This is a genomic window from Aliiroseovarius marinus (assembly GCF_004360145.1).
GTDB lineage: Bacteria > Pseudomonadota > Alphaproteobacteria > Rhodobacterales > Rhodobacteraceae > Aliiroseovarius > Aliiroseovarius marinus.
Genome location: NZ_ML178712.1, coordinates 127,681 through 152,159, shown reverse-complemented (window position 1 = coordinate 152,159; position 24,479 = coordinate 127,681). Strand labels below are relative to the sequence as shown.

The following is a 24,479-nucleotide window of genomic DNA, read 5'->3' as shown; positions in this document are numbered from 1 at the left end:
TTATGGGGTCAGGGGGCAGGGTGCAATCATACGATTTGGCTTGCGGCAAGAAACAGCACAAGAATAAGCCCCGTATCACGGTTGGATCGGAACAGTTTTAGACAGTTTTCCGGGCTGTCCGTGTCCAGCGAGCGCAGTTGCCATGCCAGATGCCACCCCATGAACCACGCGCCACCCAGCGCGATGACCAGAGACAGCACGTTTGCGCTGGGGGGCAGTGCCAGAATGATCGCAAGGGCGGTCAGCGCGACGGTGGCAATCAGGAACAACCGCAGCCATGCGCGGCTGTTTTCGCCAAATAGGCGTGCGGTGGATTTCACGCCGATCAGCGCGTCGTCTTCCGTGTCCTGATAGGCATAGATCGTGTCATAAAACAGCGTCCACGCGATCCCAGCGGCATAAAGCGCGACAGGCGCGAAGCTGAGCGATCCGGTATGCGCAACCCACCCCACAAATGCGCCCCAGTTGAACGCGATGCCAAGGAAGACCTGCGGCCACCATGTGAAGCGCTTGGCAAATGGATAGATTGCCACGGGCAGCAGGGCCGCGACACCCAGCAGAATTGTGGTCCAGTTGAAGGTCAGAAGGATGGCGAAGGAAATCAGCGCCTGAACGCCCATCCACACCAACGCTTGTTTCACCGTGACCTGACCCGAGGGGATCGGGCGGCTTTTCGTGCGCTCGACCTTGCCGTCGAAATCACGGTCGGTGATGTCATTCCACGTACACCCCGCCCCACGCATCAGGAAAGCTCCGATCGCGCAGCCCAGCATGATCCATGCGTCATACCAGCCAAAGCGGCCGGTGCTTGCGGTGGCCAAAAGCAGGCTCCACCAGCAGGGGATCAGCAGAAGCCACGTGCCAATCGGACGATCCGCGCGGCTAAGGCGCAGATAGGGCCGCGACCACGCGGGCGCACGGTGATCCACCCAATTGCCCGTATAGGCATCAGAAACCTGTCCATTCTGGTCTGGCAAATCGGTGTTCGGGGTCATAGATTTCCCTCATGAAACAGGCAAAAGTCAGGCTCTATGTAGATCACCCCTTGGGTCAGGGGCAAACCGTTTCGCTGGATCGCGATCAGGCACATTACCTTTTTGGGGTGATGCGGCTGGGCGAAGGCGATCTTGTGGCGCTGTTCAACGGGCGAGACGGCGAATACCCCGCCCGCGTGATTGAGGCCGGCAAGCGCAAGGGTGTGCTGGAGTGTCTTGAACAATCCCGCCCGTTGCACATGCCTCCTGACCTGTGGCTGTGCTTTGCGCCGATCAAGAAAGCCCGCACCGATTTCATCGTCGAGAAAGCCGCCGAGATGGGCGCCGCCTTGATCCAGCCCATGTCAACCGAGTTCACCAACTCCGAACGCATCCGCCGCGACCGCTTGCAAGCCCACGCTGTCGAGGCGGCCGAGCAATGCGGCGGCACCTATGTGCCCGAGGTCGTGGACCTGATGCGTATGGACAAGCTTCTGGACGCATGGCCCGACGACCGCCAGATCATGTTCTGTGACGAGGCATTGGTCGGCGCTGCCGAGACACTTTCGGCCGCCAGCGGTCACCGCTGGGCCATCTTCATCGGCCCCGAAGGCGGCTTCTCCGACCGCGAACGCGCCCGCCTCCACGCAATGGAAAATGCCCACCCCGTCAGCCTCGGCCCCCGCATCCTGCGCGCCGACACCGCCGCCGTCGCCGCCATGACCATGTGGCAGCAAGTGCTTGGGGATTGGGGGTGACGACGCCCGCTCCTCCACCACGGGTTCACGCGATCCTCGCACGGGAGGCATCGTTGGCTGTTGTGTTTCGTCGCGGACCTTCGAAACAGGTGCAGATGCTGACTTGGGATCTGGAAACGAACAAGATCACGCAAGGGCAGTGGTTAAAGCATCGCGCCTACACAGAAGGTGCCGATCTGACGCCAGAAGGTCGATACCTGATTTACAACGCGGCGACACATGACCCAAATCTCGGGACAGCCCAATCATACGTTGCGATCTCGAAGCCACCATTTTTCACGGCCCTCGCGCTTTATCCCACGCCCGATCTTGACGAGGGCGGGGCGATGTTTCTGGACAATCACCGTTTCTGGGTTGGGGCGACGCGCGCTGTCCCCGGTGGTGAAGATTTGTTGAAAGAGCATGGGTTAAAACGCATACCAGCCTTTCCGCAGGACATGCAGGGCCTGTCGCCAGTAGATACGCCTTGGATGCGACGCGACGGTTGGGCGTTGGTCGATCAAAGAGAAGAGCAAGAGTTTGGCCGACTGGCCGCGCGTGTTTGGGTTTGGGAAAAGCCAGTGTCTGATGGGTGGTTGTTGCAGCGCACGCTGACCCGCGGGCTTTGCCAGCGTCGTTCAGGGCCAAATGGTAACTGGGTGTGGCTGTCACATGAACTGCACCATCCCGAAAGTGCGATCCCGTTAGAAACTGAATGGGCAGATGCATGGCGGGGTGATGTTATATTCTCTCGTGATGGATGCCTTTTACGCAAAACTCCTGATCATCCCGAACGCGTCGTCGCAGATCTGACAGCAAATAGATTTGAGGCGGTAAATGCCCCCTATGAGGGACTGTCACGTATGGACCGCGTGGCTCCCCAAGAACGCAGCGATACCCAATGGCATCCTTTGGACAGTGAGACCTTATGATCCGGCCAGAGTTGAAATCCCAAATCCACCGCTATCGCGAAGCCTTGATTGGTGCCGCCGTCGTCCTTCTCGGTCTCTGGTGGGCATGGGGCTCGCTGGGACTGATCACATGGATGGGGCTGGCCTTGGCGGCGTTCGGCGCGGTGATCCTGTGGTCCGGCCTGCGCCGTGCGCGTATTCGCTCGGCCCATGGGGGTGTTGGCGTGGTGCAGATTGACGAACGCCAAGTGACATATCTGGCGCCGGTCGGGGGCGGCTTTGCTTCGCTTGACGATGTGGTGCGGATCGAGATTGGGCGCGATTTGGCGGGGCTTCCGGTTTGGCGGTTTCAGCAGTTGGGCGCCGTCCTGACGATCCCCGCCCGCGCCGAAGGGGCCGAGGCGATCTTTGACGCGCTGACCGCGCTGTCTGGCGCCAATATCGACGCCGCGATCCGGGCGGTGAACACGCCCCCCACTACGCCCCCCAATGACACTGTCGTGATATGGACGCGCGGCGTCGCAAAGCTGCATTGACACTGGCCGCCGCTTGCCCCACGACTGGAGCCCCCAAAAGGGCGTATTCAACAGGAGCCGAACATGTCCATTCCTCAGTCCGGTGGTGGTCCGATCACCCATCACGATCAGCTGGCCCAGTTCCTGGAAGACGGCTGTAAACCGCGCGAGACTTGGAAGATCGGCACCGAGCACGAGAAGTTCGGCTATTGCAAGGACACGCTAAAGCCGCTGCCCTATGACGGCGATCGCTCGATCCTGAAAATGCTGGAAGGTCTGCGCGACCGCTATAACTGGACCGAGGTGCGCGAGGCAGGCAACCTGATCGGGTTGAAGCGCGAGGGCGCGAACATCTCGTTGGAACCCGGTGGGCAGTTCGAACTGTCCGGCGCGCCGTTGGACAACATCCACCAGACCTGTGACGAGGTGAACGAACACCTGCGTGAAGTGCACGAGATCGCGGACGAAATCGGTGCGCGTTTCATAGGTCTGGGTGCGGCGCCCGAGTGGACGCACGAGCAAATGCCGGTAATGCCCAAGGGGCGGTATAAGCTGATGACCGACTATATGGACAAGGTCGGCACGCACGGCAAACAGATGATGTACCGGACCTGCACCGTGCAGGTGAATCTCGACTTCGCGGACGAAGCTGACATGGTCCAGAAGTTCCGCGTGGCGCTGGCGCTGCAGCCGGTGGCGACGGCGCTCTTTGCGAACTCGCCCTTCTTTGAAGGCAAACCCAACGGGCACAAGTCGTGGCGTTCGCGCATCTGGCGCGATCTGGATGGCGCGCGCACCGGGATGCTGCCGTTTGTGTTTGAAGACGGTATGGGGTTCGAGCGCTACGTGCAATATGCGCTCGATGTGCCGATGTATTTCGTCTATCGCGATGGCGAATATATCGACGCGCTGGGCCAATCTTTCCGCGACTTCATGCAGGGCAAACTGCCTGCACTGCCGGGCGAGACGCCGACGCTGAGCGACTGGGCCGATCACCTGACCACGATCTTCCCCGAGGCACGGATCAAACAATATATGGAAATGCGCGGCGCCGATGGCGGCCCGTGGCGTCGCCTCTGCGCGCTGCCCGCTCTGTGGGTTGGCCTGATGTACGACCAATCCAGCCTTGATGCGGCATGGGATCTGGCCAAAGGCTGGGACGCAGAAACCCGCGAGGCGCTGCGCGTCGCGGCATCCGTCGAGGGTCTGCAAGCCGAGGTGAATGGCATCCGCATGATCGACCTTGCTCGTGACGTGGTGAAAATCGCCGAAACCGGCCTGAAAGCCCGCGCCCGTGTGGGCAGCGGCGGCATGGTACCCGACGAGACCCACTTCCTGAACGCGCTGCAAGAAAGCGTCGAAGAAGGCCGCTCGCCCGCCTGTGAACTTCTGGGCAAGTATCACGGCGAATGGGATGGGGATCTCAGCCGGATTTATGCGGAGTATAGTTACTGATCACCGGGCTGACAAAGCAAGCAATAGCAAGATGAACAGCCCCAGTATGAACAACGCCGAAGCGGTCATCGACCAATAACTCTTCGCCGCTTTGCGATCGGTTTCGGTTACACGCGTAATCAGGTCGATCGGCATAATTCCCAGATACGCGATCGCAACCGAGATTGTGACGGCAAAGAAGTCATACTGCTTGGACATTTCAGGCCTAAATCCGAGCACCAATACCAAAGCGCCTAACCCTAGGATCCATAGGACAAAGATCGTCTGTCGATTGTGTGCATCGATAGAACCATAGTCGCGTGTGTTTGACCTGTGGACGGTCAGTCGGCTTTCTTCAGTACGGATTAAGCGATCGGTGACAAAGGCTGCAATCAAGCCGAAAAGTCCAAGTATTGTTCCTACCAACCCTGTGTCGGGTTTGGTCATGTGGAAAGGCACCACAAGGACAATGAGCGTAGCGACGCAAAACATCAGCATCGCTCCGCGAAATGCCGTACTCATCGGAACCGGGGCCGTCAGGATGAAGTTTGCGGTAAGAACCAGCATCGCACCATAGAACACCATGCTGTGTGTACCCTCGACAAATCCGAAATAATTCAAAAGCAAGACAGCGATGAAGGGTTCGAAGTACAGCATCAAATTCACATTCGAGCTGTTCACCAAGTTGTTGGTTATGGTGCTAAGTGCCCCTCCGAAACCCATCGCGACGCCGCAAAGCACAACGAAAAGCAAGGGTGAGGCAGACTGATCAGGCGAGAAGCTCGCCACTTCTGACGGACCGAGCGTAAGCCAATACATCCCTACGCCGATCGTAGACATCCCACGCACAAGTATGCTTGCCGTTAACGCACTGATGACACGTTCGCTGGTGCGGTGATGAGAACGACTTGGAAGCCCGTATTCACTTCGGACACGATCAGTCAATTGAGTTTTGATATAGTGGCCGTTGCCGGTGTTGAACCAAGTCGACATAGCCATCAAAAGTGGAGAACAAATTGCTGCGACAAAGATCCACGGGCTCAAGTTGGCAGCGACTTCACCGGTTTGCCGAATGGCTTCGATATGACGCGAAGTTCCCAACAGGATCACACCAGCGGCACCAATCGTGAAGAACAAGACAGTGGTTCTGGAGCTTTGCATCTGGTTGAATTTACGAGGGTCGGTTGGATCTGAGGCTGCAATCCGCGCCCCGAAAACCATCGTCGCGATCAAATAGAAAGTCGCGAACAGTTCATACAAAACCGAAGCTTCGACGGCAGCACCACCTTGAATAGCAAAAAATAGGCAACCGAAAGCGCCTGTGTTTCCGACGGCGTTCAGAACGCCTGTCCGAAACATTTTTCCATTCAGGGTGGTCAGAAGAAGCTTGAAGGTAACGCGATTTGACGTGCCTGCAAACAAACCCAACATGATAACGCTGACAAGCAGCATCGAGGGCACAAGCGTCGCAACTCCAAGCGCAATAGTTAAAAACTGAGCTGTAGAGACAGCACCTTGTGGAATAAATGCGATCAGGGTGGGATAGGCTCCATAGAGCATCACGACGATCGCAAGAAGCAGAATTGCCACGGGGTTCATGCGCTAAATTCACCTTGTCATGAAGTTGTCAATGGAACTATGAGCCAAGGGAAGTGCATGAGGCAACACCTTCCCCGGGTTCATTGCCCTTTCAGATTCGATCAGGTGTTCGGTCCGGTGTCTCACTTCTAACGTTGTTGGAATTATGAGCAACTGACCCGCTCGACAAGCCAATGAGGCGTGACACACACGCGCCGGGATGTTAGCGGTATCTTCCAAACCGACCGGGAGGCCAGCATGACACATATTCTTGCCATTGATCAGGGCACCACATCTTCGCGCGCGATCCTGTTTGATGGGGATATGCGACCAACCACCGTGGCGCAGAAAGAGTTCACCCAGCATTTCCCGGCCTCGGGCTGGGTCGAGCATGACCCGGAAGAAATCTGGGAAAGCGTCTGTGCGACCTGTCTTGAGGCCGCCGAAGGGCAACAGATCACGGCCATTGGCATCACCAACCAACGGGAAACGACGTTGGTCTGGGACCGGGTCTCCGGGGCGCCGATCTATAACGCGATTGTCTGGCAGGATCGCCGGACCGCTGAAACCTGCGCCGATCTGAAAGCCGCCGGGCATGAAGCGCTGGTGACGGACCGGACGGGGCTTTTGCTGGACCCGTATTTCTCGGCCACGAAGCTGGCGTGGATCTTGGACAATGTGGACGGCGCGCGGGCGAAGGCGGAAGCCGGAGAGCTGGCCTTTGGCACTGTGGATACCTTTCTGATCTGGCGGCTGACCGACGGCGCGTCACATGTGACTGACGCTACCAATGCTGCGCGCACGATGCTCTACGACATCAAGCGCGGGGCGTGGGATGCGGATATCTGCGCGCTTTTGAACATCCCGATGGGCATGCTGCCCGAGGTGCGCGATTGTGCGTCCCAGTTTGGCGTAACCGACCTTTTAGGCGCGCCGGTGCCCATTCTGGGCGTCGCAGGCGACCAGCAAGCGGCAACCATCGGGCAGGCCTGTTTTCAGCCGGGGATGCTGAAGTCTACCTATGGCACCGGGTGTTTTGCGCTGCTGAACACCGGCGACGCGCCGGTGGCGTCAACGAACCGACTGCTGACTACGATTGCCTACCAGCTGGACGGCAAACCGACCTACGCGCTTGAGGGCTCGATCTTCATCGCAGGGGCTGCGGTGCAGTGGTTGCGCGATGGGATGGGGATCATCGACAACGCGGCCGAGACGACTGCGCTTGCCGATGCTGCCGATCCCGCGCAAGAGGTCATCCTTGTCCCCGCCTTCACCGGCATGGGTGCGCCCTACTGGGATGCAGAGTGTCGCGGTGCGGTGTTCGGTCTGACCCGTGGGTCTGGCCCCAAGGAATTCGCCCGTGCGGCGCTCGAGGCCGTGGGCTTCCAAACCCGCGACCTGCTTGAGGCGATGCAGGCCGATATGGGCGATGCCGGGGACACGGTGCTGCGCGTTGATGGCGGGATGGCGGCATCGGACTGGGCGATGCAGTTTCTGGCCGACATCAATGAGGCCGCCGTGGATCGCCCGACGGTTCTGGAGACCACCGCGCTGGGCGCGGCGTGGCTTGCGGGCATGAAGGCCGGGATCTATCCCGATCAAGCCGGATTTGCCGAGACTTGGGCGCTGGAGCGCAGCTTTGCGCCGCAGATGGACAACGACACCGCACCCGCCGCTATGCGGGCTGGAAAGATGCGGTGGCACGGACGCTTAGCCGCGCTTGATCTCGGACCGATAAATCCCTTCGGGCAGGTTCAGTGCGGCAGTCAAGTCGCGCAATTGCGCAGGCGACAAGGTGATCTTATGCACCTGATCGGTGCGCGGATCCCATTGCTCTAGCGTCACACATCCAGCAAAGGCATTGATGACCACATCTTCGTTCAAGTGCGGGGCTTCGGTATCCTCGCCCTCATCCACCAGAGTGACGACGGTCGAGTCAAATTCGTGTTCGATGGTAAACATGATCCAAGTCTATCCGCTTGGGCGGCAAAGGCCAGAGTGATCTGGCGAAGCGTTGGCGCCGCGGCTATACATTACCTATGGGCAAGACAGATATGCAGCAATTCAGCGGGTTTCTGACCGACCGAGGATCGAAATACGCGGTCTCGGGCGGGCCGGTGAGCAGCCGCGCGGATGTGAAGGCGTTTTTGAAAACCCTGACCCGCGACAAACGCTATGCCAAGGCCACGCACAACACCTGGGCGGCGATCCTGCCCGACGAGGGTGGTACGAAAGGTGACGATGGCGAGGCGGGCGCGGGCATGGTCATTCTTCGGATGCTGGAGCGCGAGGGCGTCACGGGCCATATCATCGTGGTGACCCGCTGGTTCGGCGGCACCAAGCTGGGCGGAGATCGCTATCGCCGGGTGCAGGACGCGGTGCAACATTATCTAGAGAATGCAACGCTGAAGGGGGACGCATGCTGAAGGCTTTCCTGCGTCGATTCTGGCAAAGATGCATCTGGTCTTGGGCCGGGTGGCGCGCCGCGTGGCGAACCGAGGCGTCGTTGTGGCAGTGGGCTATCGCCTGTGTGATTTCCTGTGCTGCGGCACTGTGGATGGATTTGACCCGCGGGGAAACCGCGCTGCTTCTGGCGCTGAGTGTGCTGGTCGTCGCCTCCGAGCTGATCAACACCGCGATTGAACGCACCGTGGATCTGGTCACCCGCGAACAACACGACCTTGCGCGCGAGGCCAAGGATACGGCCAGCGCCTTTGTCGCGCTGACGGCGATTGCCTGTGGCGTTGCGTGGGCAGTAATCCTGTTCGGATGATCAGGCAGACGTAATTAGGCTTGGCCGTTCCCAGCCTCTTCTTCCAGATGCAGCTTCATGTCGATCAGCACATGCTGAAGCGCCAGCGTCTCGCGCAGAAGGCGCTTGGCTTCGTTGATCGTAATGATGCCGTCTTCGATGGACTGCTGGTATTCAGCCATCAGCATGGCGAACCGCTGTGACAGGGCAATTACGTCGCTATTCACCCCACCTTCGGTCGAGTTCTTGCGCTCGGAATCGTAAGAGATGGTGATCCCCTGAAGCTCGGCCAGTGCGCTGGTGACATGCGGATAACGCGCGGCTTCTTCCAGCGCGGCGACGGCATCGATGGGCATGAAGCGGTCGGCGTGTTCTTCGCTATCGGAATAGTAACGTCCCAAAGTGGCCTTGGATTTACCCGTCGCAGAACAGGCTGCTTCCAGCCCGACGTCCTTCACCAGGGCCTCTGTATGTTTTTTCAGATAGCTTCCAACACCAGCCATACTCATATTCCCTTGTCGTCCCCACATGCGTGTGGGGAATTCCACACCTCTTTTCCCATTATTTTCACTATAATGGAATGGCTTATTTCAAAGGTGTACCGAGTTCTTTTTTGCTGTTTGCGAGTGAGAGAGTTTTCGTGACAAGTGCCCGGCGCGACCTGCGTTGGAAAGAAAGGCCCTGCGGTCAGTGTGCTGTGGGGGTGTGGGCGAGGCCCGCACGAGAAAGCGGGATGCAATTGTTTTCCCAGTGCAACGGTCATTTCCATCCCCGGGCTTTGCCCATCGACCTGATTTGTGTGCGCATCCGCTTTCTCCTTTTCGGCACGCCCGAGACGGGTTGAACCGTCTGTGCAGGCCGCGTAATTCAGGGGTATGGCAAAGCTCTATTTTCACTACTCGACCATGAACGCGGGGAAATCGACCCTGCTTCTACAGGCCAGCTATAACTATCACGAACGCGGGATGCAGACCTATCTGATCACCGCGCAATTCGATAATCGCGCGGGTGAGGCGCGGATCGGCAGCCGGATTGGGATCGGCGCGGACGCGGACACCTTTGGGGTGGGCGAGGATCTGTATGACAAGATCGCGCGGCGTCAGGCAGAGGGTCCGTGTGCATGTGTGTTCATTGACGAAGCGCAGTTCCTCAGCCGCGAGCAAGTCTGGCAACTGGCGCGTGCGGTGGATGATCTGGGCGTACCGGTGATGTGTTATGGGCTGCGGGTGGATTTTCAGGGCAATCTGTTCCCGGGATCTGCGGCACTGTTGGCGTTGGCCGACGAAATGCGAGAGGTGCGCACGATTTGTCACTGCGGAAAGAAGGCCACGATGGTGGTGCGGCAGGATGATCAGGGGCGTGTGTTGACCGACGGCGATCAGGTGCAGATTGGCGGGAACGAGACCTATGTGTCGCTCTGCCGTCGCCACTGGCGCGAGGCGACGGGTGGTTAGGTTTACCAATTGAGCGCCTGCGGCGCGCTTGATGGCCTGTCGCGGCGCGACAGGCGGTGCCTCCGGCGGAGGTATTTTCGGCAAGAGGAAGGGCCCCGTGGATCTTTTTCGCTGAAAACGGGCAGAGCCCCGGGCGAGAGGAAGGTCAGACCGGGGTTGGTAGCGGTGCTCCGTTGGCGAACGCCTCGATATTGTCCATCGCCAGCATGCCCATATCCGTCCGCACCTCGAGCGTGGCAGTACCCAGATGCGGGAGCAGTGTCACATCCTCGCGGTCGGTGAGCGCTTTGGGCACTTTGGGTTCGAACTCGTAGACGTCCAGACCGGCGCCTGCGATCTGGTCTTGTTCCAAGGCGTCGATCAGGGCGGCTTCGCGCACGACTTCTCCGCGCGCGATGTTGATCAGGAGCGCATGGGACGGCATAGCGTCGAACGTGTCTTTGTCGATCAAGTGGTGCGTTTCGGCCCCGCCTGGAACCGCGACGACAAGGATGTCCGCAGCGCGGGCGACGGCGTCGATGCTGGGAAGTTGCTTTGCCGGGAGGTCAGGCGTTTTCGGCGATCGGTTGTAGAACACCACATTCATGCCAAAACCGAAATGGCAGCGTTTGGCGATCGCCTCGCCAATGCGGCCCATGCCGATGATGCCGACCGTTTTGCCCGACACATGCATGCCCAGAAGCTGTGTAGGGTGCCAGCCGTCCCACGCGCCATTGCGCAGCATGCGTTCGCCTTCTCCGGCCCGGCGGGCGGTCATCAGGATCAAGGTCATGGCGGTGTCGGCGGTGGCGTCGGTGACCGCGCCGGGGGTGTTCGTCACCTGAAGGCCGTGCGCCTTGGCCGCAATCACGTCGATATGATTGTACCCCACGCCGAAATTCGCCAGCAGTTTGGCGCGGATGGGGCCTGCGTCTTCGAAAATGTCAGCCGTATAGAGGTCGCCCAGCGTCGGCAGGACGATGTCGTAGTCGCGCAGGCTTGCGATCATCTCGTCCTGCGTCATGGGGGTGGTGATGTCGCGCACGGTGGTGTCAAAGGACGCGTGTGCGCGGGTCAGGACGGCGTCGGGCAGAGGGCGCGAAATGAAAAGGCTTAGCACAAGCGTGCTCCGTCCGGGGTGTCTTTGTCTGGTGTGATCAGGCCGACATTCCCGTCAGCGTCGTAGAGGCCAAGGATCAGCACTTCCGACCGCATTGGCCCAATTTGGCGCGGCGGGAAATTCACCACGCCCAGCACGGATTTGCCCACCAAATCTTCGGGCGCGTAATGCTGCGTGATCTGGGCCGAGCTTTTGCGCTCGCCAATTTCCGGACCGAAATCGACCCACAGTTTGATGGCGGGTTTGCGCGCTTCGGGGAAGGGTTCTGCGCGCAGGACGGTTCCCTTGCGGATGTCGACTTTCATGAAGTCGTCGAAGGTGATTTCCGGGGTCATGTCAGCCATTGGCAAGCTCCTTGGAACGGTCAGCGGCGGCATTTACCGCGCGGGTCAGAAGGTCGGGAAAGCCGGTGTCCTTGTCCATCAGAACGGACAGCGCGGCGGCGGTGGTGCCGCCGGGACTGGTGACGTTCACGCGCAGTTGGGCCGGGTCGTCGTCAGCCTGTTCTGCCAATGCGCCCGCGCCGCCCACGGTGGCTTTGGCCAATTGCATGGCAAGCGCTTCGGACAGGCCCTGTTTGACGCCAGCCGCCGCCAGCGTTTCGATCAAATGGAACACATAGGCGGGGCCAGAGCCGGACACGGCGGTGACGGCGTCCATCTGGTGTTCCCCGTCCAGCCGGACAACCTGTCCGACAGCAGACAAGAGCGCCTGGGCCAGATCCATGTCGCCAGCGCTGGCATGATCATTGCCGCAGATCGCGGTGATCCCGCGCCCGATGGCGGCGGGGGTGTTGGGCATGGCGCGGATGATGGGGGTCTGGTCGCCCAGCATATCCTCATATGTCGAGATTGGCGTGCCCGCAGCGACCGAGAGGAACAGGGTGGTGCCATTGCCCAGCGCTTTCAAAGACGGCAGCGCTTCGGCCATCATTTGCGGCTTCACGGCGATCAGCACAATCGCAGGGTTCTCGGGTAGCGTCGTGTTCAGGTTCAACCCATCCAACGATTGCAGCCACTCCGACGGGTAGGGGTCGTTCACCCAGACCGAGCTGGTCGGAAGCCCATCCGACAGCCAACCTTCCAGCATGGCCGATCCCATCTTGCCGCAGCCCAACAGTACCAGCCCGCGCGATTTTACCTGATCCATCATGATGACGTCCCATCCCGTGTCTATTTGACGTGCGAGATTAGAGCGCAGTGCGAGCGGCGCAAGCTGAAACCGCGCCCGAAGGCGCGGCTGAGATAGTGAGTGGTGGTAAATGGTGGAGTTAAGCGCGCCCGTAGGCCTCGGCGATGGCGACCTGAAGCGCGTCTTCGACGCTGCGGTCGGTCCATGCGACCAGCTGGAACGCGGGGTAGAAACGTTCCGATGCGGACACGGCCGAGGCGATCAAGCGGTCGATCTGCTCGGGGCCAGCGAACTGTCCGCCCGTCAGGGGCAGGCCATAGCGCCAGACCATCAATCGCTGCTCTTCCCAGTAGGTGAAGGCGCCAGTCCAGCACTGGTCGTTGATGCGGTTCAAAGCATCATAGACGCGCGGCAGGCTGTCCTCGGGCGGCTCCATTTCGAAGGTGCAGATCAGGCGCAGGGTTTCGTCATAGGGCGACCAGGCCAAGGTGATCGAGTAGGTGCGCCACTGGCCCTCAACCGCCATGGCAATCTGATCCTCGGCGACGCGGTCGAACTCCCACGCGTGGTGTTCCGCGATGGTTTCGACAATGTCGATTGGGTGAAGATCTTCGCTTTCGATGTACTGCTCGGTTGCGGCCATGATATGCCCCCCATTGGTTTCAACATTTGTGACGGGGTCGTGGCAGCGACCGTTAATGGCCACAAATGCTTGATGCCTGTACAAGGTTCGGCGTTCTTTGCGCCTTGCCTTACTAGATATGGTGTCACTCAGATTTCTCTCTGTAAAGTGAAACTTTGCGCGTTAAGCGAGTTGTCCACAGAAAACTTATGTTTCTCCACAGGTTAACGGATTGTGGGTGGGGCGGCGGTTTCAGGCCGCATTCGGGTCTGGTGCTTGACCTTGCCGCCCAGAACCCCCAGTTTGGCGCAAATATTAATCCGTCAGGAGCCCCAGTTGCCCAAGCGAACAGCCCCGTTTTCCCGTTTCGAATGGCAGATCGCGTGGCGGTATCTGCGCGCGCGTCGTGCCGAGGGTGGCGTCAGCACCATGACGTGGATCAGCCTGATCGGGATCACCTTGGCGGTGGCCGCCCTGATCATCACGCTGGCGGTGCGGACCGGGTTCCGGGATGAATTTGTCGACACAATTCTGGGTGCCAATGCCCATGTCGAGGTTTTCGCCCACAGCCGTGTCACTGCGAATGGCGGCTTGGATCGCACGATCTCGAACTACGAGGAATGGGCAGACCGGATTATGACGGTTCCGGGGGTCGTCCGCGCAGCGCCCTTGGTCAAGGGGCAGGTCATGGCGAACCGGGGGCAATATAATGCGGGGGTCGAGGTCTTTGGGATCGCCTATGAAGACATCCTGACCATCCCGCGCATTGCCAAGCCCGAAAGCTCGGCCGGTGCATTGTCAGATTTCGAGCGCGGCGTGGCCATTGGCTCGGGCGTGGCGGCGGAATTGAATGTCGGGATCGGCGACAAGATCAAGATCATCTCGCCCAATGGCGTGAAGACCGCGTTCGGCACCAGCCCGCGGGTGAATGCCTACGAGGTCACCTATATCTTCACCGCTGGTCGCTGGGACATCGACCGCACCCGCGTTTATCTGCCCATCGCCGAGGCGCAGAGCTTCTTCAACCGCGAAGGGCTGGCGGATGAGATCGAGGTGATGGTCGAGGATCCGGAAGGGATCGACAAGCTGCTGATGCCCATCATGAACGCCGTTGAGGACCCCAGCGGCGTCTGGACATGGCGTGACCGTTCCGGCGCATTCCTGCGGGCCTTGGATATGGAAGACAACGTCATGTTCATCATCCTGTCCGTGCTGGTGCTGATCGCGTCCATGAACATCACCTCCGGCTTGATCATGCTGGTGAAGAACAAAGGGCGCGATATCGGCATTCTGCGCACGATGGGCCTGACCGAAGGGTCTATTTTGCGGGTGTTCTTCCTGTGTGGCTCTTTGACAGGGATCGTCGGCACGATTGCGGGCGTGATCCTCGGCTGTCTCTTCGCGCTCAATATCGACAGCGTGTTTTCGTTGGTGAATTACTTCTCGGGCGGAGGCGTCTGGGATCCGTCGATCCGCGGCATCTATCACCTGCCTGCAAAGTTGGAGTTCTGGGACGTGGCATCTGCGGTCGGCCTGTCTTTAACCCTGTCCTTCGTCGTGACCCTTTTCCCGGCGCGCAAAGCCGCACGGATGAACCCGGTGGAGGCCCTGCGCTATGAGTGACACGGTTCTGAGCCTCTCGGGCATCACCAAGACCTATAACGAGGGCACGCCGGGCGAAATTCGTGTGCTGCGTGGCGCAAACCTGTCGATTGCCAAGGGCGAGGTTGTGGCGCTGGTTGCGCCGTCTGGCTCGGGGAAATCGACGCTGCTGCATATCGCCGGACTGTTGGATGCCGCGGATGCAGGCGAGGTCTCGATCAACGGGCAGAAAATGGGCGCGCAGTCCGACCGTCGCCGCACCGCCACCCGCCGCAACGAGGTGGGCTTTGTCTATCAGTTCCACCACCTGCTTCCGGAATTCACCGCGCTGGAAAACATCGTGCTGCCGCAATTGGCGAACGGCGTGGGCGAGCGTGCCGCGCGCGATCACGCGATGGAGTTGATGGCCCGCGTCGGCGTCGACAGCCGCGCCACGCACCGCCCCGCCGAGCTGTCGGGGGGCGAGCAACAGCGTGTCGCCTTCTGTCGGGCGCTCGCCAACCGTCCCGCGCTTTTGCTGGCGGACGAACCGACGGGGAACTTGGACCCGGATACCTCGGACACCGTATTTGCCGCCCTGATGGAGCTGGTGCGCGACACCGGCCTGTCGGCGCTGATCGCGACGCACAACCTCGACCTTGCTGCGCGCATGGATCGGACCCTGCGGCTTGAGGGTGGCGAGATCCTCTGACCGCTCGCGCCCTCTGACAATCGTGTGAGGCCCGATTGCGCGTCCGCACAGGATCGGCAATCTGGCGGGTGTAACCCTTTGCCGGAGCTTCCGATGCGTATCCTGACCGCGATCCTTGCCCTGACCCTGTCGGCCTCGGTGGCCTTGGCGGGCCCCGTGAACTTCGACGCGTGGCGCACGCATTGGTTCGCCTTCTTCTCGAAAGTCACCTTCGCCCCGTCCGCGGGTGCGATTAGCGTGACGGCGGATGGTTCGGTCTCGATCACCTATGACCGCTTGGCGCCAGAAGATTGGGACGCACGCATGGCCAGTTGGGTCTGGGATGTGGACAGCTCGGTCCCTGCGACGGACCTGCGCCAGAAGGGCGGGGACGACCGCAATCTTGCGCTCTACTTCGCCTTCCTGCCCAAGGCCGAGGCCGAACGTCTGCAAGGCACCCGCAGCCTGCGCAAGCTTTTGAACCACCCGGAGGGGCGCGTGTTGGTCTATGTCTGGGGCGGCGACCACGCGCGCGGGGCGGTGCTGGGATCGCCTTATCTGGGGCCGCGCGGCAAGACCATCGTGCTGCGCCCGTCGGGCACTGGATCACATGCCGAGACCGTCGATCTGGCCGCAGATTACCGCCGCGCGTTCGGATCGACCCCCGAGGCACTGGTCGCGCTGGCCCTGTCGGCAGACAGCGACGATACGGATGTGATCATGCAGGGGCAGGTCAGCAATCTGCGCTTGCAGTGACCTAGGGTTGCATGCAAACACAGGCATGATAGAATCACCCCATAACAAGTCTTTGAAAGACAACAGGGTTTCCAAATGCGCCGCGCAGCACCCCTTCTTTTGATCCTACTGGCCGCCTGTCAGCCGCAGGATATCTTCCGCACTCAGGCCAAACCCAAGGTTCAGGACGTGTCCGACCTGACCGGGGCCGAGATCTATGCGGAAAACTGCGCCGCCTGCCACGGCGATGACGCCAAGGGCGGCGTCTATCCCAGCGCGCCGGGCCTGACCAAATTGACCGCCAAACACGGCGGCACCTTCCCGACCCGCTATGTCATGTCGACCATCGACGGCTATGCCAAAGGCACCCAACGCGGCCCCATGCCCGAGTTCGGCGCGCTTCTGGACAGCGAGATGGAGGTCTGGGTGGACGAAAAAGGTGTGATGACCCCGACGCCTGCTGCGCTGGTGCGTCTGGCGGAGTATTTGGAGTCGGTGCAGGACTGATCTGCGCGCGGCTTAGCCTCAACACGCAACCTTCCGCCCGGTCGATAGACCGGGCAGCGCCCGACCCTCCCCACGGGAGGGCGCTATTGTGACGTTTCAGATGTGCGGATTGGTTTCGGGTGTGGAGAGTGTGTTGCTCCACGAGAACGAAACGAGCGCCCACCCAGGGTCGGGCGCCGCTGCTGCTATTTCTGTTTGGACCTTGCGTGTTGGGTTACAACGCTGAAACTACGAAATGCAATCCTTGCCGTCGTGATCGTAACGCCTTCAGCGCCTTCAAGTACTTCATTGATTTCGCAAGATGTGGCTTGAGACTTTGCACCTATGATTACCTCCCGCAACTTCAGGTGGTCGCTGTAGGGTAGAAAATACTTCCCCTTTTCATCGGGCCCATCAAAGAATCCCAAACTATCCAGCCAACGCACTTCATCTTCGTATTTCCAGTGAGCGAATTTTGTTTTTGGAACCTTCTTTAAGAGTGCGTTGAGTGCGGCTGTTTGATGTTCGGTTGCACTAGGAAGGCTAAGTAACTCCTCAACATAATCTATTTCCATTAGCCGAGTTGGATCGTCACGAATGTCAAAACCCAGTGCGAGTCCGTGATGGTTGTCTGCATAGTGCCCCCAGACTACGGGGTTGTTCCAGTTCTTGCTGAAACTTACAAACCCAGTGGAACTGTCCATAGGTTGGAATATGCCCCGCCAGGTTGCTCGAAGTATTGGGTCAGGAAGGTCAATGCAGTTGAACTCAAATGGATCGTTTACTTCACTAAACCTCGATGCTTTCAACTGCCGTTTTCGTAGGCTTTCCATCGCCCATTTTTTGCTTAGAAATTTATAGACCCGCATTTTCCCTCAAACATCCAACTCCTCCACGAACTTCGCGTTCTCCTGAATATACTGGAAACGAAGTTCGGGTTTTTTGCCCATCAGCTGCTCGACAAGGGACGCGGTTTCGCCGGGTTCGTCCTCGTCAATGGTCACGCGGATGAGCGTCCGGGATGCCGGGTCCATCGTGGTTTCTTTCAGATCCTTTGCGTCCATCTCGCCCAGACCTTTAAAGCGGCTGACGTCGATTTTGCCCTTGCCGCCCAGACCTTTTTCCAGATGCGCGTCGCGCTCGGCCTCGTCCACGCAATAGACGCGGCGGGCGCCTTGGGTCAGGCGGAACAGCGGCGGGCAGGCGAGGTACAGGTGGCCCGCGTCGATCATCGGGCGCATTTGGGTGAAGAAGAACGTCATCAGAAGCGAGGCAATGTGCGCCCCGTCCACGTCCGCATCGGTCATGATGATGATCTTGTCATAGCGCAGATCGTCGACGTTGAACTTGGTGCCAAGGCCTACGCCAAGGGCTTGGGTCAGGTCGTTGATCTCGGCATTCGTGCCGATTTTCGAGCTTGCCGCGCCCAGCACGTTCAGGATCTTGCCGCGCAGGGGCAGAAGGGCTTGCGTCTTGCGGTTGCGGGCCATTTTGGCCGATCCGCCCGCCGAGTCACCCTCGACGATGAACAGCTCGGTGCCTTCGCGGTTGGTGGCGGAGCAATCCACCAGCTTGCCGGGCAGGCGCAGCTTCTTGGTGGCGGTCTTGCGGGCGGTCTCTTTTTCCTGACGACGGCGCAGACGTTCCTCGGCCCGGAGCACAAGGAAATCGAGGATCGCGCCAGCCGATTTCGTATCGGCCGCCAGCCAGTTGTCGAAGTGATCGCGCACCGATTGCTCGACCATCTTGTTGGCGGCTTCCGTCGACAGGCGGTCCTTGGTTTGGCCCACGAAAGCCGGATCCGCGATGAAGCAAGACACCAGCGCACAGCCGCCGGTCAGAAGGTCGTCGCGGGTGATGTTCGTGGCCTTCTTATTGCCGACAAGCTCGCCATAGGCCTTGATGCCTTTCAGGATCGCAGCCCAGAAGCCGGTGACGTGGGTGCCTCCCTCGGGCGTGGGCACGGTGTTACAATAGGACTGGATGTAGCCATCGCGGGACGGGGTCCAGTTGATCGCCCACTCGACATAGCCGGGTTCGCCAAAGCGTTCTTGGAAGGTGACTTTGCCCGCGAAGGGCTGGTCGGCGTAAACGGATGCGCTGCCCAGTGTTTCCTTCAGGTAATCGGCCAGACCGCCGGGGAAGTGGAAGGTGGCTTCGGTCGGGGTTTCGCCGTCCTCAATGTGGGATTTCCAGCGGATTTCCACGCCCGAGAACAGATAGGCTTTCGACCGCACCAGCGTGAACAGCCGCTTGGGCTTGAAGCGGTGCTTGCCAAAGATTTCCTCGTCCGCGTGAAAGGTGACCTCGGTCCCGCGCCGGTTGGGGGCCGCGCCGATTTTCTCGACCGGCCCCAACGGGATGCCGCGCGAGAAACGCTGCTCGAACATCTCTTTATTCTTGGCGACCTTCACCACCATCGAATCCGACAGCGCGTTCACAACCGACGAACCAACCCCATGCAGACCGCCCGAGGTCTGGTATGCCTTGCCCGAGAACTTGCCGCCCGCGTGGAGCGTACACAGGATGACCTCAAGCGCGGATTTGTCGGGGAATTTGGGGTGCGGGTCGATCGGAATGCCACGCCCGTTATCGGTGATCGACACGGAATAGTCTGCGTTCAGCGTGACCTCGATCCGGTTGGCGTGACCGGCAACGGCCTCGTCCATCGAGTTGTCGAGGATTTCCGCCACCATGTGGTGCAGCGCGCGTTCGTCCGTGCCGCCGATATACATGCCGGGACGCTGACGCACGGGCTCCAGCCCTTCCAGCACCTCGATCGAGGAGGCGTCATAATCGTCGGGGCCTTGGCCGGCCAGAAGGTCGTTGCTCATGTATTCGGTCGCCTTGAACGCTGCTCGTTTGTTTTGTTCGGGCATTATGTCAGAGCCGTCGGGAAGGGGGAAGAGCACCTTTCCATTCGGATGGATTTGAGTAGGGTGCGCGCGACGAAAGAAGGACCGCGCCATGACGACACCCCCCTTGGACCCCGGTAATTGGGAAGGTTTGCGAAGCGATCTGCACCGTTTGTTGGATCGCTGCGTGGATCAGATGCGCGATGCAAAGGATCATCCGTGGCAAGCCCCGCCCGCCGATCTGGCAGATCGCTATGCGATTGGGACGGGCGGCGATGTTGTCACGCGCGTGATGGATCAGGTGCTGCCCTATCACGGCGGCAACACGCATCCGAAGTTCTGGGGCTGGGTGCAGGGAAGTGGGCTGCCTTCGGATTTCGTGGCGGGAATTGCGGCGGCAGCCATGAACACCAATGGCGGTGGGCGGAACCACGGCATCAACGAAATGGAGCGTGCGGTCATCGACTGGACCCGTCGCAAGATGGGCTTTGGCGACGGTGCAAGCGGGGTTCTGGTGGCGGGCACGTCTCAGGCGACGGTGATCTCACTGCAGGCGGCGCGGGTGCGGGCGTGTCCGGGTGTACGGGCCGCTGGAGGTGACGTGGGCCTGACGGTCTATGCCGCCGACGGGGTCCATAACGCCACCCGCAAGGCGATCGAGCTGCTCGGGCTGGGGCATGACCAGCTGCGCTTGGTCGAAACGCGAAACGGCGCAATGGATTTGCAGGCGCTTCAGCAGGCGATCACAGCGGACCGGGCGCAGGGGCTGACACCGCTGGCGATTGTCGGCACCGCAGGGTCGGTCGACTTGGGCGGCTATGACGATCTGAACGGGCTGGCCGATCTGGCCGCAGCCGAGGGGATCTGGCTTCATGTCGATGGAGCCTTCGGGGCGTGGACACGGCTAGCAGACAATCCGTGGCACAAATTGACCGACGGGATTGAGCGTGCAGACAGCATCGCCTTGGATTTCCATAAATGGATGTATGTGGGCTATGATTGCGGCCTTGCTCTGATCGCCGATGAAACCGCTCACCGCGCCGCTTTCGCCGCGCGTCCGGCCTATCTGAAAGGTGCCACTGAAGGGGTGGCTGGCGGGGACCCGTGGTTCTGCGACTACGGCATTGATCTGTCCCGCGGCAATCGCGCGCTCAAGGTCTGGTGCGCGCTCGAAATGTTCGGTGAAGAGGCGTTCGCCACCGCGATCACCCGCAACTGCGCACAGGCGGCGTTCATGGCGGATCAGGTGCAGTCCCACGGTATGTCCCTGTCCGCGCCCGTGGTGTCCAACATCTGCGTCTTTACCGCCGCCCCGGACCTGCCCGCCGACCAGCAATCCACTCTGAACGCAAAGATCGCCACGCATCTGCAACTGTACAACGCCACGGTTTTCTCAACCACCGATGTGAACGGCATCACTTGCCTGCGCGCCGCGATCACCAACCACCGCACGCGCGATCATCATATCGCCGATGCCATTGCCGATGTCGCCAAAACGGCTCAGCTGTTGAACGGATCCTTGGGATAGCCGACCCCCGCCAGATACAGCCCCTCGGGCGGACAGACCGGGCCGCAAGCCGATCGGTCGCAGGCCTCCAGCGCGTCGGTCACATCGTCTGGTGTCCATGACCCCGCGCCGACGCGCTCCAACGTGCCCACAAAACTGCGGACCTGATTGTGCAAGAACGACCGCGCACGGACATGGAACCGGTATTCGACCTCATTCTCGCGGCGATGTTCCTCGACCCGCAAATCGTCCAGCGTGCGTACCGGGCTGTCTGCCTGACAAATGGACGACCGGAACGTCGTGAAATCGTGCCGCCCGATCAGCCGGTCCGCCCCCGCCTGCATCGCGTCCACATCCAAATGATGTTTCACATGCCACGCCAAGCCCCGATCATGGGTCAACGGCGCACGGCGGGCGATCAGACGAAACAAATACCGCCGCTCGACCGCCGAAAACCGCGCGTGGAAGTCATCTTCCACCGCCGCGCAATCCACAATCGCCACGCGCTGTTCTTTCAGATGATAGTTCAACGCTTCGGACAGGCGAAACGGATCCCAATCCTTCACCAGATCGCAATGCGCCACCTGCGCCAGCCCATGCACCCCCGCATCGGTGCGCCCGGCGGCGGCAATCGTGTGCTCACCCGGCTCGAGCTTCGCCAACGCAGTCTCGATCGCGCCCTGAACGGACGGGTGTTCTTTCTGGCGCTGCCATCCGGCAAAGCCAGCTCCGTGATAGTCGACTTTCAATGCATATCTGGGCATGCCTCCGCATAGCTTGCCGCGCGCGCGCAGACAAGTTCCCAAAGCCCTCATTTTCTTGTGGCAAATACCTTGGGGTGAGGCCGCAGGCCGAGGGGCAACGCCCCTCTCCACGGGGACAATACCCACAAACCTCCCCTCTGGCGAAACCTGCCCGCCATACATATCTTTACCTCGAGCAGTGAAGGAGACAGCCGTGGGGCTTGGCGATATTGCAGACAGTGTCACCCGCCAGATCGAAGCGATTGGCGACGCCACAAGTGAGGCGCTATTCGAGCCGGTGATCCGGCTGGGCGTGACGGGCCTGTCGCGGGCGGGCAAGACTGTGTTTATTACGTCCCTCGTGGCCAACTTGATGGACCGGGCGCGGATGCCGGGTGTGGTCGCGGCCTCGGAAGGGCGTATTCAAAGCGCGTTCCTACAGCCGCAGCCTGACGACACCGTGCCGCGTTTCGACTATGAAACGCACCTGTCTGCCATGACCGGCCCCGCACCGCACTGGCCCGACAGCACCCGCGCCATTTCTGAACTGCGCTTGTCTTTTCGCGTGCAGCCCTCGGGCTTGCTAGGTGGGTTGCGCTCGGCGCGCACGGTGCATTTGGATATCGTGGACTATCCGGGCGAATGGCTTTTGGATTTGGGGCTGATGGATCTCAGCTATTCCGACTGGGCCGCGCAGGTGCTCGACCGCATCGATGCCCGCGATCAAGCGCAGGATTTCCTGAAGAAAGCCCGCGCCGTGGACCCGACCGAGAAGCTGGACGAGGTGCAGGCCAAAGACCTTGCCGCGTCCTTCGCCGATTATCTGAAAGCCGCGCGCGAGGATGGGTACAGCGACTGCACCCCCGGTCGTTTCCTGCTGCCCGGCGACCTTGAGGGCAGCCCGGCCCTGACCTTCGCGCCCCTTCTCAAGCCCGACACCATCCCCCGCCGCAGCCTGTGGCGCGAGATGGAGCGCCGGTTCGAGGCCTATAAATCCCGCGTGGTGAAACCCTTCTTCCGCGATCACTTCTCGCGTGTCGACCGGCAAGTGGTGCTGGTGGATGTGTTGGGCGCGATCCATTCCGGCCCCGCCGCGCTGGAAGATCTGCGCCGCGCCATGGCCGAGATCCTGAACGCCTTCCGTCCCGGCACGAACGGGTTCCTAAGCTCGCTCTTTCTGGGCCGCCGGATTGAGCGCATCCTGTTCGCCGCAACCAAGGCCGATCACCTGCATCACAGCCAGCATCCTCGCCTGACCGCCATCACCGAAGCGCTTCTGCGCGACGCCCGCGACCGTGCGGACTTTGCCGGGGCGAAGACCGCCGCCATGTCGCTGGCCGCCCTGCGCACCACGACCGAAGAGCGGATGGACCACGATGGCCAAGCCCTCGATTGCGTGCGCGGGCAGCTTCTGGACAGCGGCAAAACAGCGGCCTTCTATCCCGGTGATCTGCCTGAAGATCCTGCGCAGCTGTTGAAGCCCGCGCGGAATGGCGACGAAAAATGGTTGGATGCGGATTATCAAATCATGCGCTTTGCCCCGGCGGCGATTTCGCTGAAACCCGGCGAAGGCCCGCCGCATATCCGGTTGGACAAGGCCGCCGAATTCCTGTTGGGGGACAAGCTGTGACTGATCCCCTCCAGTCCCCCGAACTGAATGGAGGCACGCGTGACACGTGACTACAAGCAAGGCCCTGTCTTGATCGAACTTGACGACAGCCCCGCGACGTCTCCGGCCGAGGCACCGCCTGTGCCGGATGTCACCGGGCCCGAGACCTCTGGCACCGCGATGCAAAGCGTGGTCTCTATCGCCACCCGCAGACCCTCGCGGCTGGCGCGCTGGTTCTGGTCGCTGCTTTTGTCGATCCTTGGCTTCGTTCTGTCCGTTGCGGCCTATGATTTCGTGACCGGGCTGATCACGCGGAATACCTATCTGGGATACGCGGCGCTGGGCCTGACCGGCGCCTTCCTGTTCGTGCTTCTGATCATCGCCCTGCGTGAATGGATCGCCTTTGCGCGGATGCGTCGGGTGGATGCGCTGCATCATGCGGCGGATCAGGCCCTGGCCCATGATGATCTGACCGAGGCGCGGGACGTTATGGCGCGCTTGGCGCGGCTTTATCATGGACGCGATGACATGCGCTGGGCATTGGAGCGCTATCGCGAGCGCGAGGGCGAGGTGTTCGACACCGACACCCTGTTCACCTTGGCCGAGGCCGAGCTTATGGCCCCGCTGGACCAAGCTGCAATCAAAGAGGTCGAGGCCGCCGCCCGCCAAGTCGCCACCGTCACCGCCATCGTCCCCCTTGCGCTGGCCGATGTGGCGACCGCCCTGACCGCCAACATCCGAATGATCCGCCGCGTGGCCGAGATCTATGGCGGACGCTCGGGTGCTTTGGGCAGCTGGCGTTTGACCCGTGCGGTGATGACCCACCTTGTCGCGACCGGCGCGGTGGCCGTGGGCGATGACATGCTGGGATCGCTGGCAGGGGGCGGGATGCTGTCCAAACTCTCGCGCCGTTTTGGTGAAGGCGTTGTGAACGGGGCGCTAACCGCCCGCGTCGGCGTCGCAGCGCTTGAGGTTTGCCGCCCGCTGCCCTTTGGCGAGGGCAAGCGCCCCGGCGTCACAGGGATCGTTAAACGCGCACTGGCGGGGTTGTTCGGAAAATAGGCT

25 protein-coding genes and 1 pseudogene are annotated in these 24,479 nt (G+C 60.7%); 15 read left to right on the top strand and 11 right to left on the bottom strand.

Annotation, left to right across the window (positions count from 1 at the left end; genetic code table 11):
- Positions 1 to 26: 26 nt before the first annotated feature.
- Positions 27 to 995, bottom strand: coding sequence for a 4-hydroxybenzoate octaprenyltransferase (ubiA, locus tag EOL43_RS00775; protein ID WP_133484889.1), 969 nt, complete (start codon positions 993 to 995; stop codon positions 27 to 29).
- Positions 996 to 1,006: 11 nt separating this feature from the next.
- Between ubiA and EOL43_RS00770 the strand changes: the two genes are divergently transcribed.
- From EOL43_RS00770 to EOL43_RS00755, 4 genes are all read left to right on the top strand, one after another.
- A complete protein-coding gene (locus EOL43_RS00770) occupies positions 1,007 to 1,732 on the top strand; it encodes a 16S rRNA (uracil(1498)-N(3))-methyltransferase (RefSeq protein WP_133484888.1) in 726 nt (241 codons plus the stop codon).
- Between the two features lie 95 nt (positions 1,733 to 1,827).
- On the top strand, positions 1,828 to 2,643 hold the full coding sequence (locus EOL43_RS00765) for a hypothetical protein (protein WP_133484887.1): 816 nt from the start codon (positions 1,828 to 1,830) through the stop codon (positions 2,641 to 2,643).
- On the top strand, positions 2,640 to 3,158 hold the full coding sequence (locus tag EOL43_RS00760; protein ID WP_133484886.1) for a hypothetical protein: 519 nt from the start codon (positions 2,640 to 2,642) through the stop codon (positions 3,156 to 3,158). Before EOL43_RS00765 ends, EOL43_RS00760 begins: the two co-directional genes overlap by 4 nt.
- A 63-nt stretch (positions 3,159 to 3,221) precedes the next feature.
- The gene (locus EOL43_RS00755) at positions 3,222 to 4,592 is read left to right on the top strand and encodes a glutamate--cysteine ligase (protein WP_133484885.1); all 1,371 of its coding nucleotides are present in this window, start codon (positions 3,222 to 3,224) and stop codon (positions 4,590 to 4,592) included.
- Here the strand turns inward: EOL43_RS00755 and EOL43_RS00750 are convergent, their stop codons facing one another.
- Positions 4,593 to 6,170, bottom strand: a complete 1,578-nt coding sequence (locus EOL43_RS00750) for a hypothetical protein (RefSeq protein WP_133484884.1) — start codon at positions 6,168 to 6,170, stop codon at positions 4,593 to 4,595.
- A gap of 237 nt (positions 6,171 to 6,407) precedes the next feature.
- Here EOL43_RS00750 and glpK point away from each other — a divergent pair.
- Positions 6,408 to 7,873 (top strand): annotated as a pseudogene (gene glpK / locus EOL43_RS00745) (glycerol kinase GlpK).
- Here the strand turns inward: glpK and EOL43_RS15470 are convergent.
- Entirely contained in the window at positions 7,860 to 8,111 is a 252-nt protein-coding gene (locus EOL43_RS15470; RefSeq protein ID WP_133484883.1) for a hypothetical protein, read from the bottom strand. The pseudogene glpK and the gene EOL43_RS15470 sit on opposite strands and share 14 nt — an antisense overlap.
- Before the next feature lie 77 nt (positions 8,112 to 8,188).
- Here EOL43_RS15470 and EOL43_RS00735 point away from each other — a divergent pair, with 77 nt between their 5' ends.
- Positions 8,189 to 8,575, top strand: coding sequence for a YigZ family protein (locus tag EOL43_RS00735; protein WP_420867488.1), 387 nt, complete (start codon positions 8,189 to 8,191; stop codon positions 8,573 to 8,575).
- Positions 8,569 to 8,922: a diacylglycerol kinase gene (locus EOL43_RS00730; protein ID WP_133484882.1), complete on the top strand. Its 354-nt coding sequence runs from the start codon at positions 8,569 to 8,571 to the stop codon at positions 8,920 to 8,922. Before EOL43_RS00735 ends, EOL43_RS00730 begins: the two co-directional genes overlap by 7 nt.
- A gap of 14 nt (positions 8,923 to 8,936) precedes the next feature.
- Here EOL43_RS00730 and EOL43_RS00725 read toward each other — a convergent pair whose 3' ends face one another.
- The gene (locus tag EOL43_RS00725) at positions 8,937 to 9,404 is read right to left on the bottom strand and encodes a hypothetical protein (RefSeq protein WP_133484881.1); all 468 of its coding nucleotides are present in this window, start codon (positions 9,402 to 9,404) and stop codon (positions 8,937 to 8,939) included.
- A gap of 372 nt (positions 9,405 to 9,776) precedes the next feature.
- Here EOL43_RS00725 and EOL43_RS00720 point away from each other — a divergent pair, with 372 nt between their 5' ends.
- Positions 9,777 to 10,355 carry a thymidine kinase gene (locus tag EOL43_RS00720; protein WP_133484880.1) on the top strand — a complete coding sequence of 193 codons (579 nt, stop codon included), beginning with the start codon at positions 9,777 to 9,779 and terminating at the stop codon, positions 10,353 to 10,355.
- Positions 10,356 to 10,500: 145 nt separating this feature from the next.
- On the opposite strand, the gene EOL43_RS00715 is transcribed toward EOL43_RS00720, so the two are convergent.
- The 4 genes from EOL43_RS00715 to EOL43_RS00700 all read right to left on the bottom strand — a co-directional run bounded on the left by EOL43_RS00715 (position 10,501) and on the right by EOL43_RS00700 (position 13,228).
- Positions 10,501 to 11,454: a 2-hydroxyacid dehydrogenase gene (locus EOL43_RS00715; protein WP_240686416.1), complete on the bottom strand. Its 954-nt coding sequence runs from the start codon at positions 11,452 to 11,454 to the stop codon at positions 10,501 to 10,503.
- A complete protein-coding gene (locus tag EOL43_RS00710; RefSeq protein WP_133485519.1) occupies positions 11,448 to 11,789 on the bottom strand; it encodes a tRNA-binding protein in 342 nt (113 codons plus the stop codon). The genes EOL43_RS00715 and EOL43_RS00710 overlap by 7 nt, the downstream gene beginning before the upstream one ends.
- A 1-nt stretch (position 11,790) precedes the next feature.
- Positions 11,791 to 12,606 (bottom strand): pyrroline-5-carboxylate reductase, encoded by an 816-nt coding sequence (gene proC, locus EOL43_RS00705; protein ID WP_420867487.1) that lies wholly within the window; start codon positions 12,604 to 12,606, stop codon positions 11,791 to 11,793.
- A 118-nt stretch (positions 12,607 to 12,724) separates the two neighbouring features.
- Positions 12,725 to 13,228: a type III secretion system chaperone family protein gene (locus tag EOL43_RS00700; protein ID WP_133484878.1), complete on the bottom strand. Its 504-nt coding sequence runs from the start codon at positions 13,226 to 13,228 to the stop codon at positions 12,725 to 12,727.
- 315 nt (positions 13,229 to 13,543) lie between these two features.
- Between EOL43_RS00700 and EOL43_RS00695 the strand changes: the two genes are divergently transcribed.
- From EOL43_RS00695 to EOL43_RS00680, 4 genes are all read left to right on the top strand, one after another.
- Positions 13,544 to 14,830: a lipoprotein-releasing ABC transporter permease subunit gene (locus EOL43_RS00695; protein WP_133484877.1), complete on the top strand. Its 1,287-nt coding sequence runs from the start codon at positions 13,544 to 13,546 to the stop codon at positions 14,828 to 14,830.
- Positions 14,823 to 15,500, top strand: a complete 678-nt coding sequence (locus tag EOL43_RS00690) for an ABC transporter ATP-binding protein (RefSeq protein ID WP_133484876.1) — start codon at positions 14,823 to 14,825, stop codon at positions 15,498 to 15,500. Before EOL43_RS00695 ends, EOL43_RS00690 begins: the two co-directional genes overlap by 8 nt.
- 93 nt (positions 15,501 to 15,593) lie before the next feature.
- The gene (locus tag EOL43_RS00685) at positions 15,594 to 16,235 is read left to right on the top strand and encodes a DUF3047 domain-containing protein (protein ID WP_133484875.1); all 642 of its coding nucleotides are present in this window, start codon (positions 15,594 to 15,596) and stop codon (positions 16,233 to 16,235) included.
- Between the two features lie 75 nt (positions 16,236 to 16,310).
- A complete protein-coding gene (locus EOL43_RS00680) occupies positions 16,311 to 16,721 on the top strand; it encodes a c-type cytochrome (protein ID WP_133484874.1) in 411 nt (136 codons plus the stop codon).
- A 185-nt stretch (positions 16,722 to 16,906) separates the two neighbouring features.
- On the opposite strand, the gene EOL43_RS00675 is transcribed toward EOL43_RS00680, so the two are convergent.
- Positions 16,907 to 17,569 (bottom strand): DUF2971 domain-containing protein, encoded by a 663-nt coding sequence (locus EOL43_RS00675; RefSeq protein WP_133484873.1) that lies wholly within the window; start codon positions 17,567 to 17,569, stop codon positions 16,907 to 16,909.
- 6 nt (positions 17,570 to 17,575) lie between these two features.
- Complete coding sequence (parE, locus tag EOL43_RS00670) at positions 17,576 to 19,534, bottom strand: DNA topoisomerase IV subunit B (protein WP_133484872.1); 1,959 nt, start codon at positions 19,532 to 19,534, stop codon at positions 17,576 to 17,578.
- A 133-nt stretch (positions 19,535 to 19,667) separates the two neighbouring features.
- On the opposite strand from parE, the gene EOL43_RS00665 reads away from it, so the two are divergent.
- Complete coding sequence (locus EOL43_RS00665) at positions 19,668 to 21,083, top strand: pyridoxal phosphate-dependent decarboxylase family protein (RefSeq protein WP_133484871.1); 1,416 nt, start codon at positions 19,668 to 19,670, stop codon at positions 21,081 to 21,083.
- On the opposite strand, the gene truA is transcribed toward EOL43_RS00665, so the two are convergent.
- On the bottom strand, positions 21,056 to 21,826 hold the full coding sequence (gene truA, locus EOL43_RS00660) for a tRNA pseudouridine(38-40) synthase TruA (protein ID WP_133484870.1): 771 nt from the start codon (positions 21,824 to 21,826) through the stop codon (positions 21,056 to 21,058). The genes EOL43_RS00665 and truA overlap by 28 nt on opposite strands.
- A gap of 193 nt (positions 21,827 to 22,019) precedes the next feature.
- On the opposite strand from truA, the gene EOL43_RS00655 reads away from it, so the two are divergent.
- Entirely contained in the window at positions 22,020 to 23,435 is a 1,416-nt protein-coding gene (locus tag EOL43_RS00655) for a YcjX family GTP-binding protein (RefSeq protein ID WP_133484869.1), read from the top strand.
- A 39-nt stretch (positions 23,436 to 23,474) separates the two neighbouring features.
- Positions 23,475 to 24,476 carry a YcjF family protein gene (locus tag EOL43_RS00650; protein WP_420867486.1) on the top strand — a complete coding sequence of 334 codons (1,002 nt, stop codon included), beginning with the start codon at positions 23,475 to 23,477 and terminating at the stop codon, positions 24,474 to 24,476.
- Positions 24,477 to 24,479 lie beyond the last annotated feature (3 nt).

Coding starts and splice junctions, on each gene's coding strand:
- ubiA (WP_133484889.1), bottom strand. CDS start 995: ATGACCCCGAACACCGATTTGCCAGACCAGAATGGACAGGTTTCTGAT.
- EOL43_RS00770 (WP_133484888.1), top strand. CDS start 1,007: ATGAAACAGGCAAAAGTCAGGCTCTATGTAGATCACCCCTTGGGTCAG.
- EOL43_RS00765 (WP_133484887.1), top strand. CDS start 1,828: ATGCTGACTTGGGATCTGGAAACGAACAAGATCACGCAAGGGCAGTGG.
- EOL43_RS00760 (WP_133484886.1), top strand. CDS start 2,640: ATGATCCGGCCAGAGTTGAAATCCCAAATCCACCGCTATCGCGAAGCC.
- EOL43_RS00755 (WP_133484885.1), top strand. CDS start 3,222: ATGTCCATTCCTCAGTCCGGTGGTGGTCCGATCACCCATCACGATCAG.
- EOL43_RS00750 (WP_133484884.1), bottom strand. CDS start 6,170: ATGAACCCCGTGGCAATTCTGCTTCTTGCGATCGTCGTGATGCTCTAT.
- EOL43_RS15470 (WP_133484883.1), bottom strand. CDS start 8,111: ATGTTTACCATCGAACACGAATTTGACTCGACCGTCGTCACTCTGGTG.
- EOL43_RS00735 (WP_420867488.1), top strand. CDS start 8,189: ATGGGCAAGACAGATATGCAGCAATTCAGCGGGTTTCTGACCGACCGA.
- EOL43_RS00730 (WP_133484882.1), top strand. CDS start 8,569: ATGCTGAAGGCTTTCCTGCGTCGATTCTGGCAAAGATGCATCTGGTCT.
- EOL43_RS00725 (WP_133484881.1), bottom strand. CDS start 9,404: ATGGCTGGTGTTGGAAGCTATCTGAAAAAACATACAGAGGCCCTGGTG.
- EOL43_RS00720 (WP_133484880.1), top strand. CDS start 9,777: ATGGCAAAGCTCTATTTTCACTACTCGACCATGAACGCGGGGAAATCG.
- EOL43_RS00710 (WP_133485519.1), bottom strand. CDS start 11,789: ATGACCCCGGAAATCACCTTCGACGACTTCATGAAAGTCGACATCCGC.
- proC (WP_420867487.1), bottom strand. CDS start 12,606: ATGATGGATCAGGTAAAATCGCGCGGGCTGGTACTGTTGGGCTGCGGC.
- EOL43_RS00700 (WP_133484878.1), bottom strand. CDS start 13,228: ATGGCCGCAACCGAGCAGTACATCGAAAGCGAAGATCTTCACCCAATC.
- EOL43_RS00690 (WP_133484876.1), top strand. CDS start 14,823: ATGAGTGACACGGTTCTGAGCCTCTCGGGCATCACCAAGACCTATAAC.
- EOL43_RS00685 (WP_133484875.1), top strand. CDS start 15,594: ATGCGTATCCTGACCGCGATCCTTGCCCTGACCCTGTCGGCCTCGGTG.
- EOL43_RS00680 (WP_133484874.1), top strand. CDS start 16,311: ATGCGCCGCGCAGCACCCCTTCTTTTGATCCTACTGGCCGCCTGTCAG.
- EOL43_RS00675 (WP_133484873.1), bottom strand. CDS start 17,569: ATGCGGGTCTATAAATTTCTAAGCAAAAAATGGGCGATGGAAAGCCTA.
- parE (WP_133484872.1), bottom strand. CDS start 19,534: ATGAGCAACGACCTTCTGGCCGGCCAAGGCCCCGACGATTATGACGCC.
- EOL43_RS00665 (WP_133484871.1), top strand. CDS start 19,668: ATGACGACACCCCCCTTGGACCCCGGTAATTGGGAAGGTTTGCGAAGC.
- truA (WP_133484870.1), bottom strand. CDS start 21,826: ATGCCCAGATATGCATTGAAAGTCGACTATCACGGAGCTGGCTTTGCC.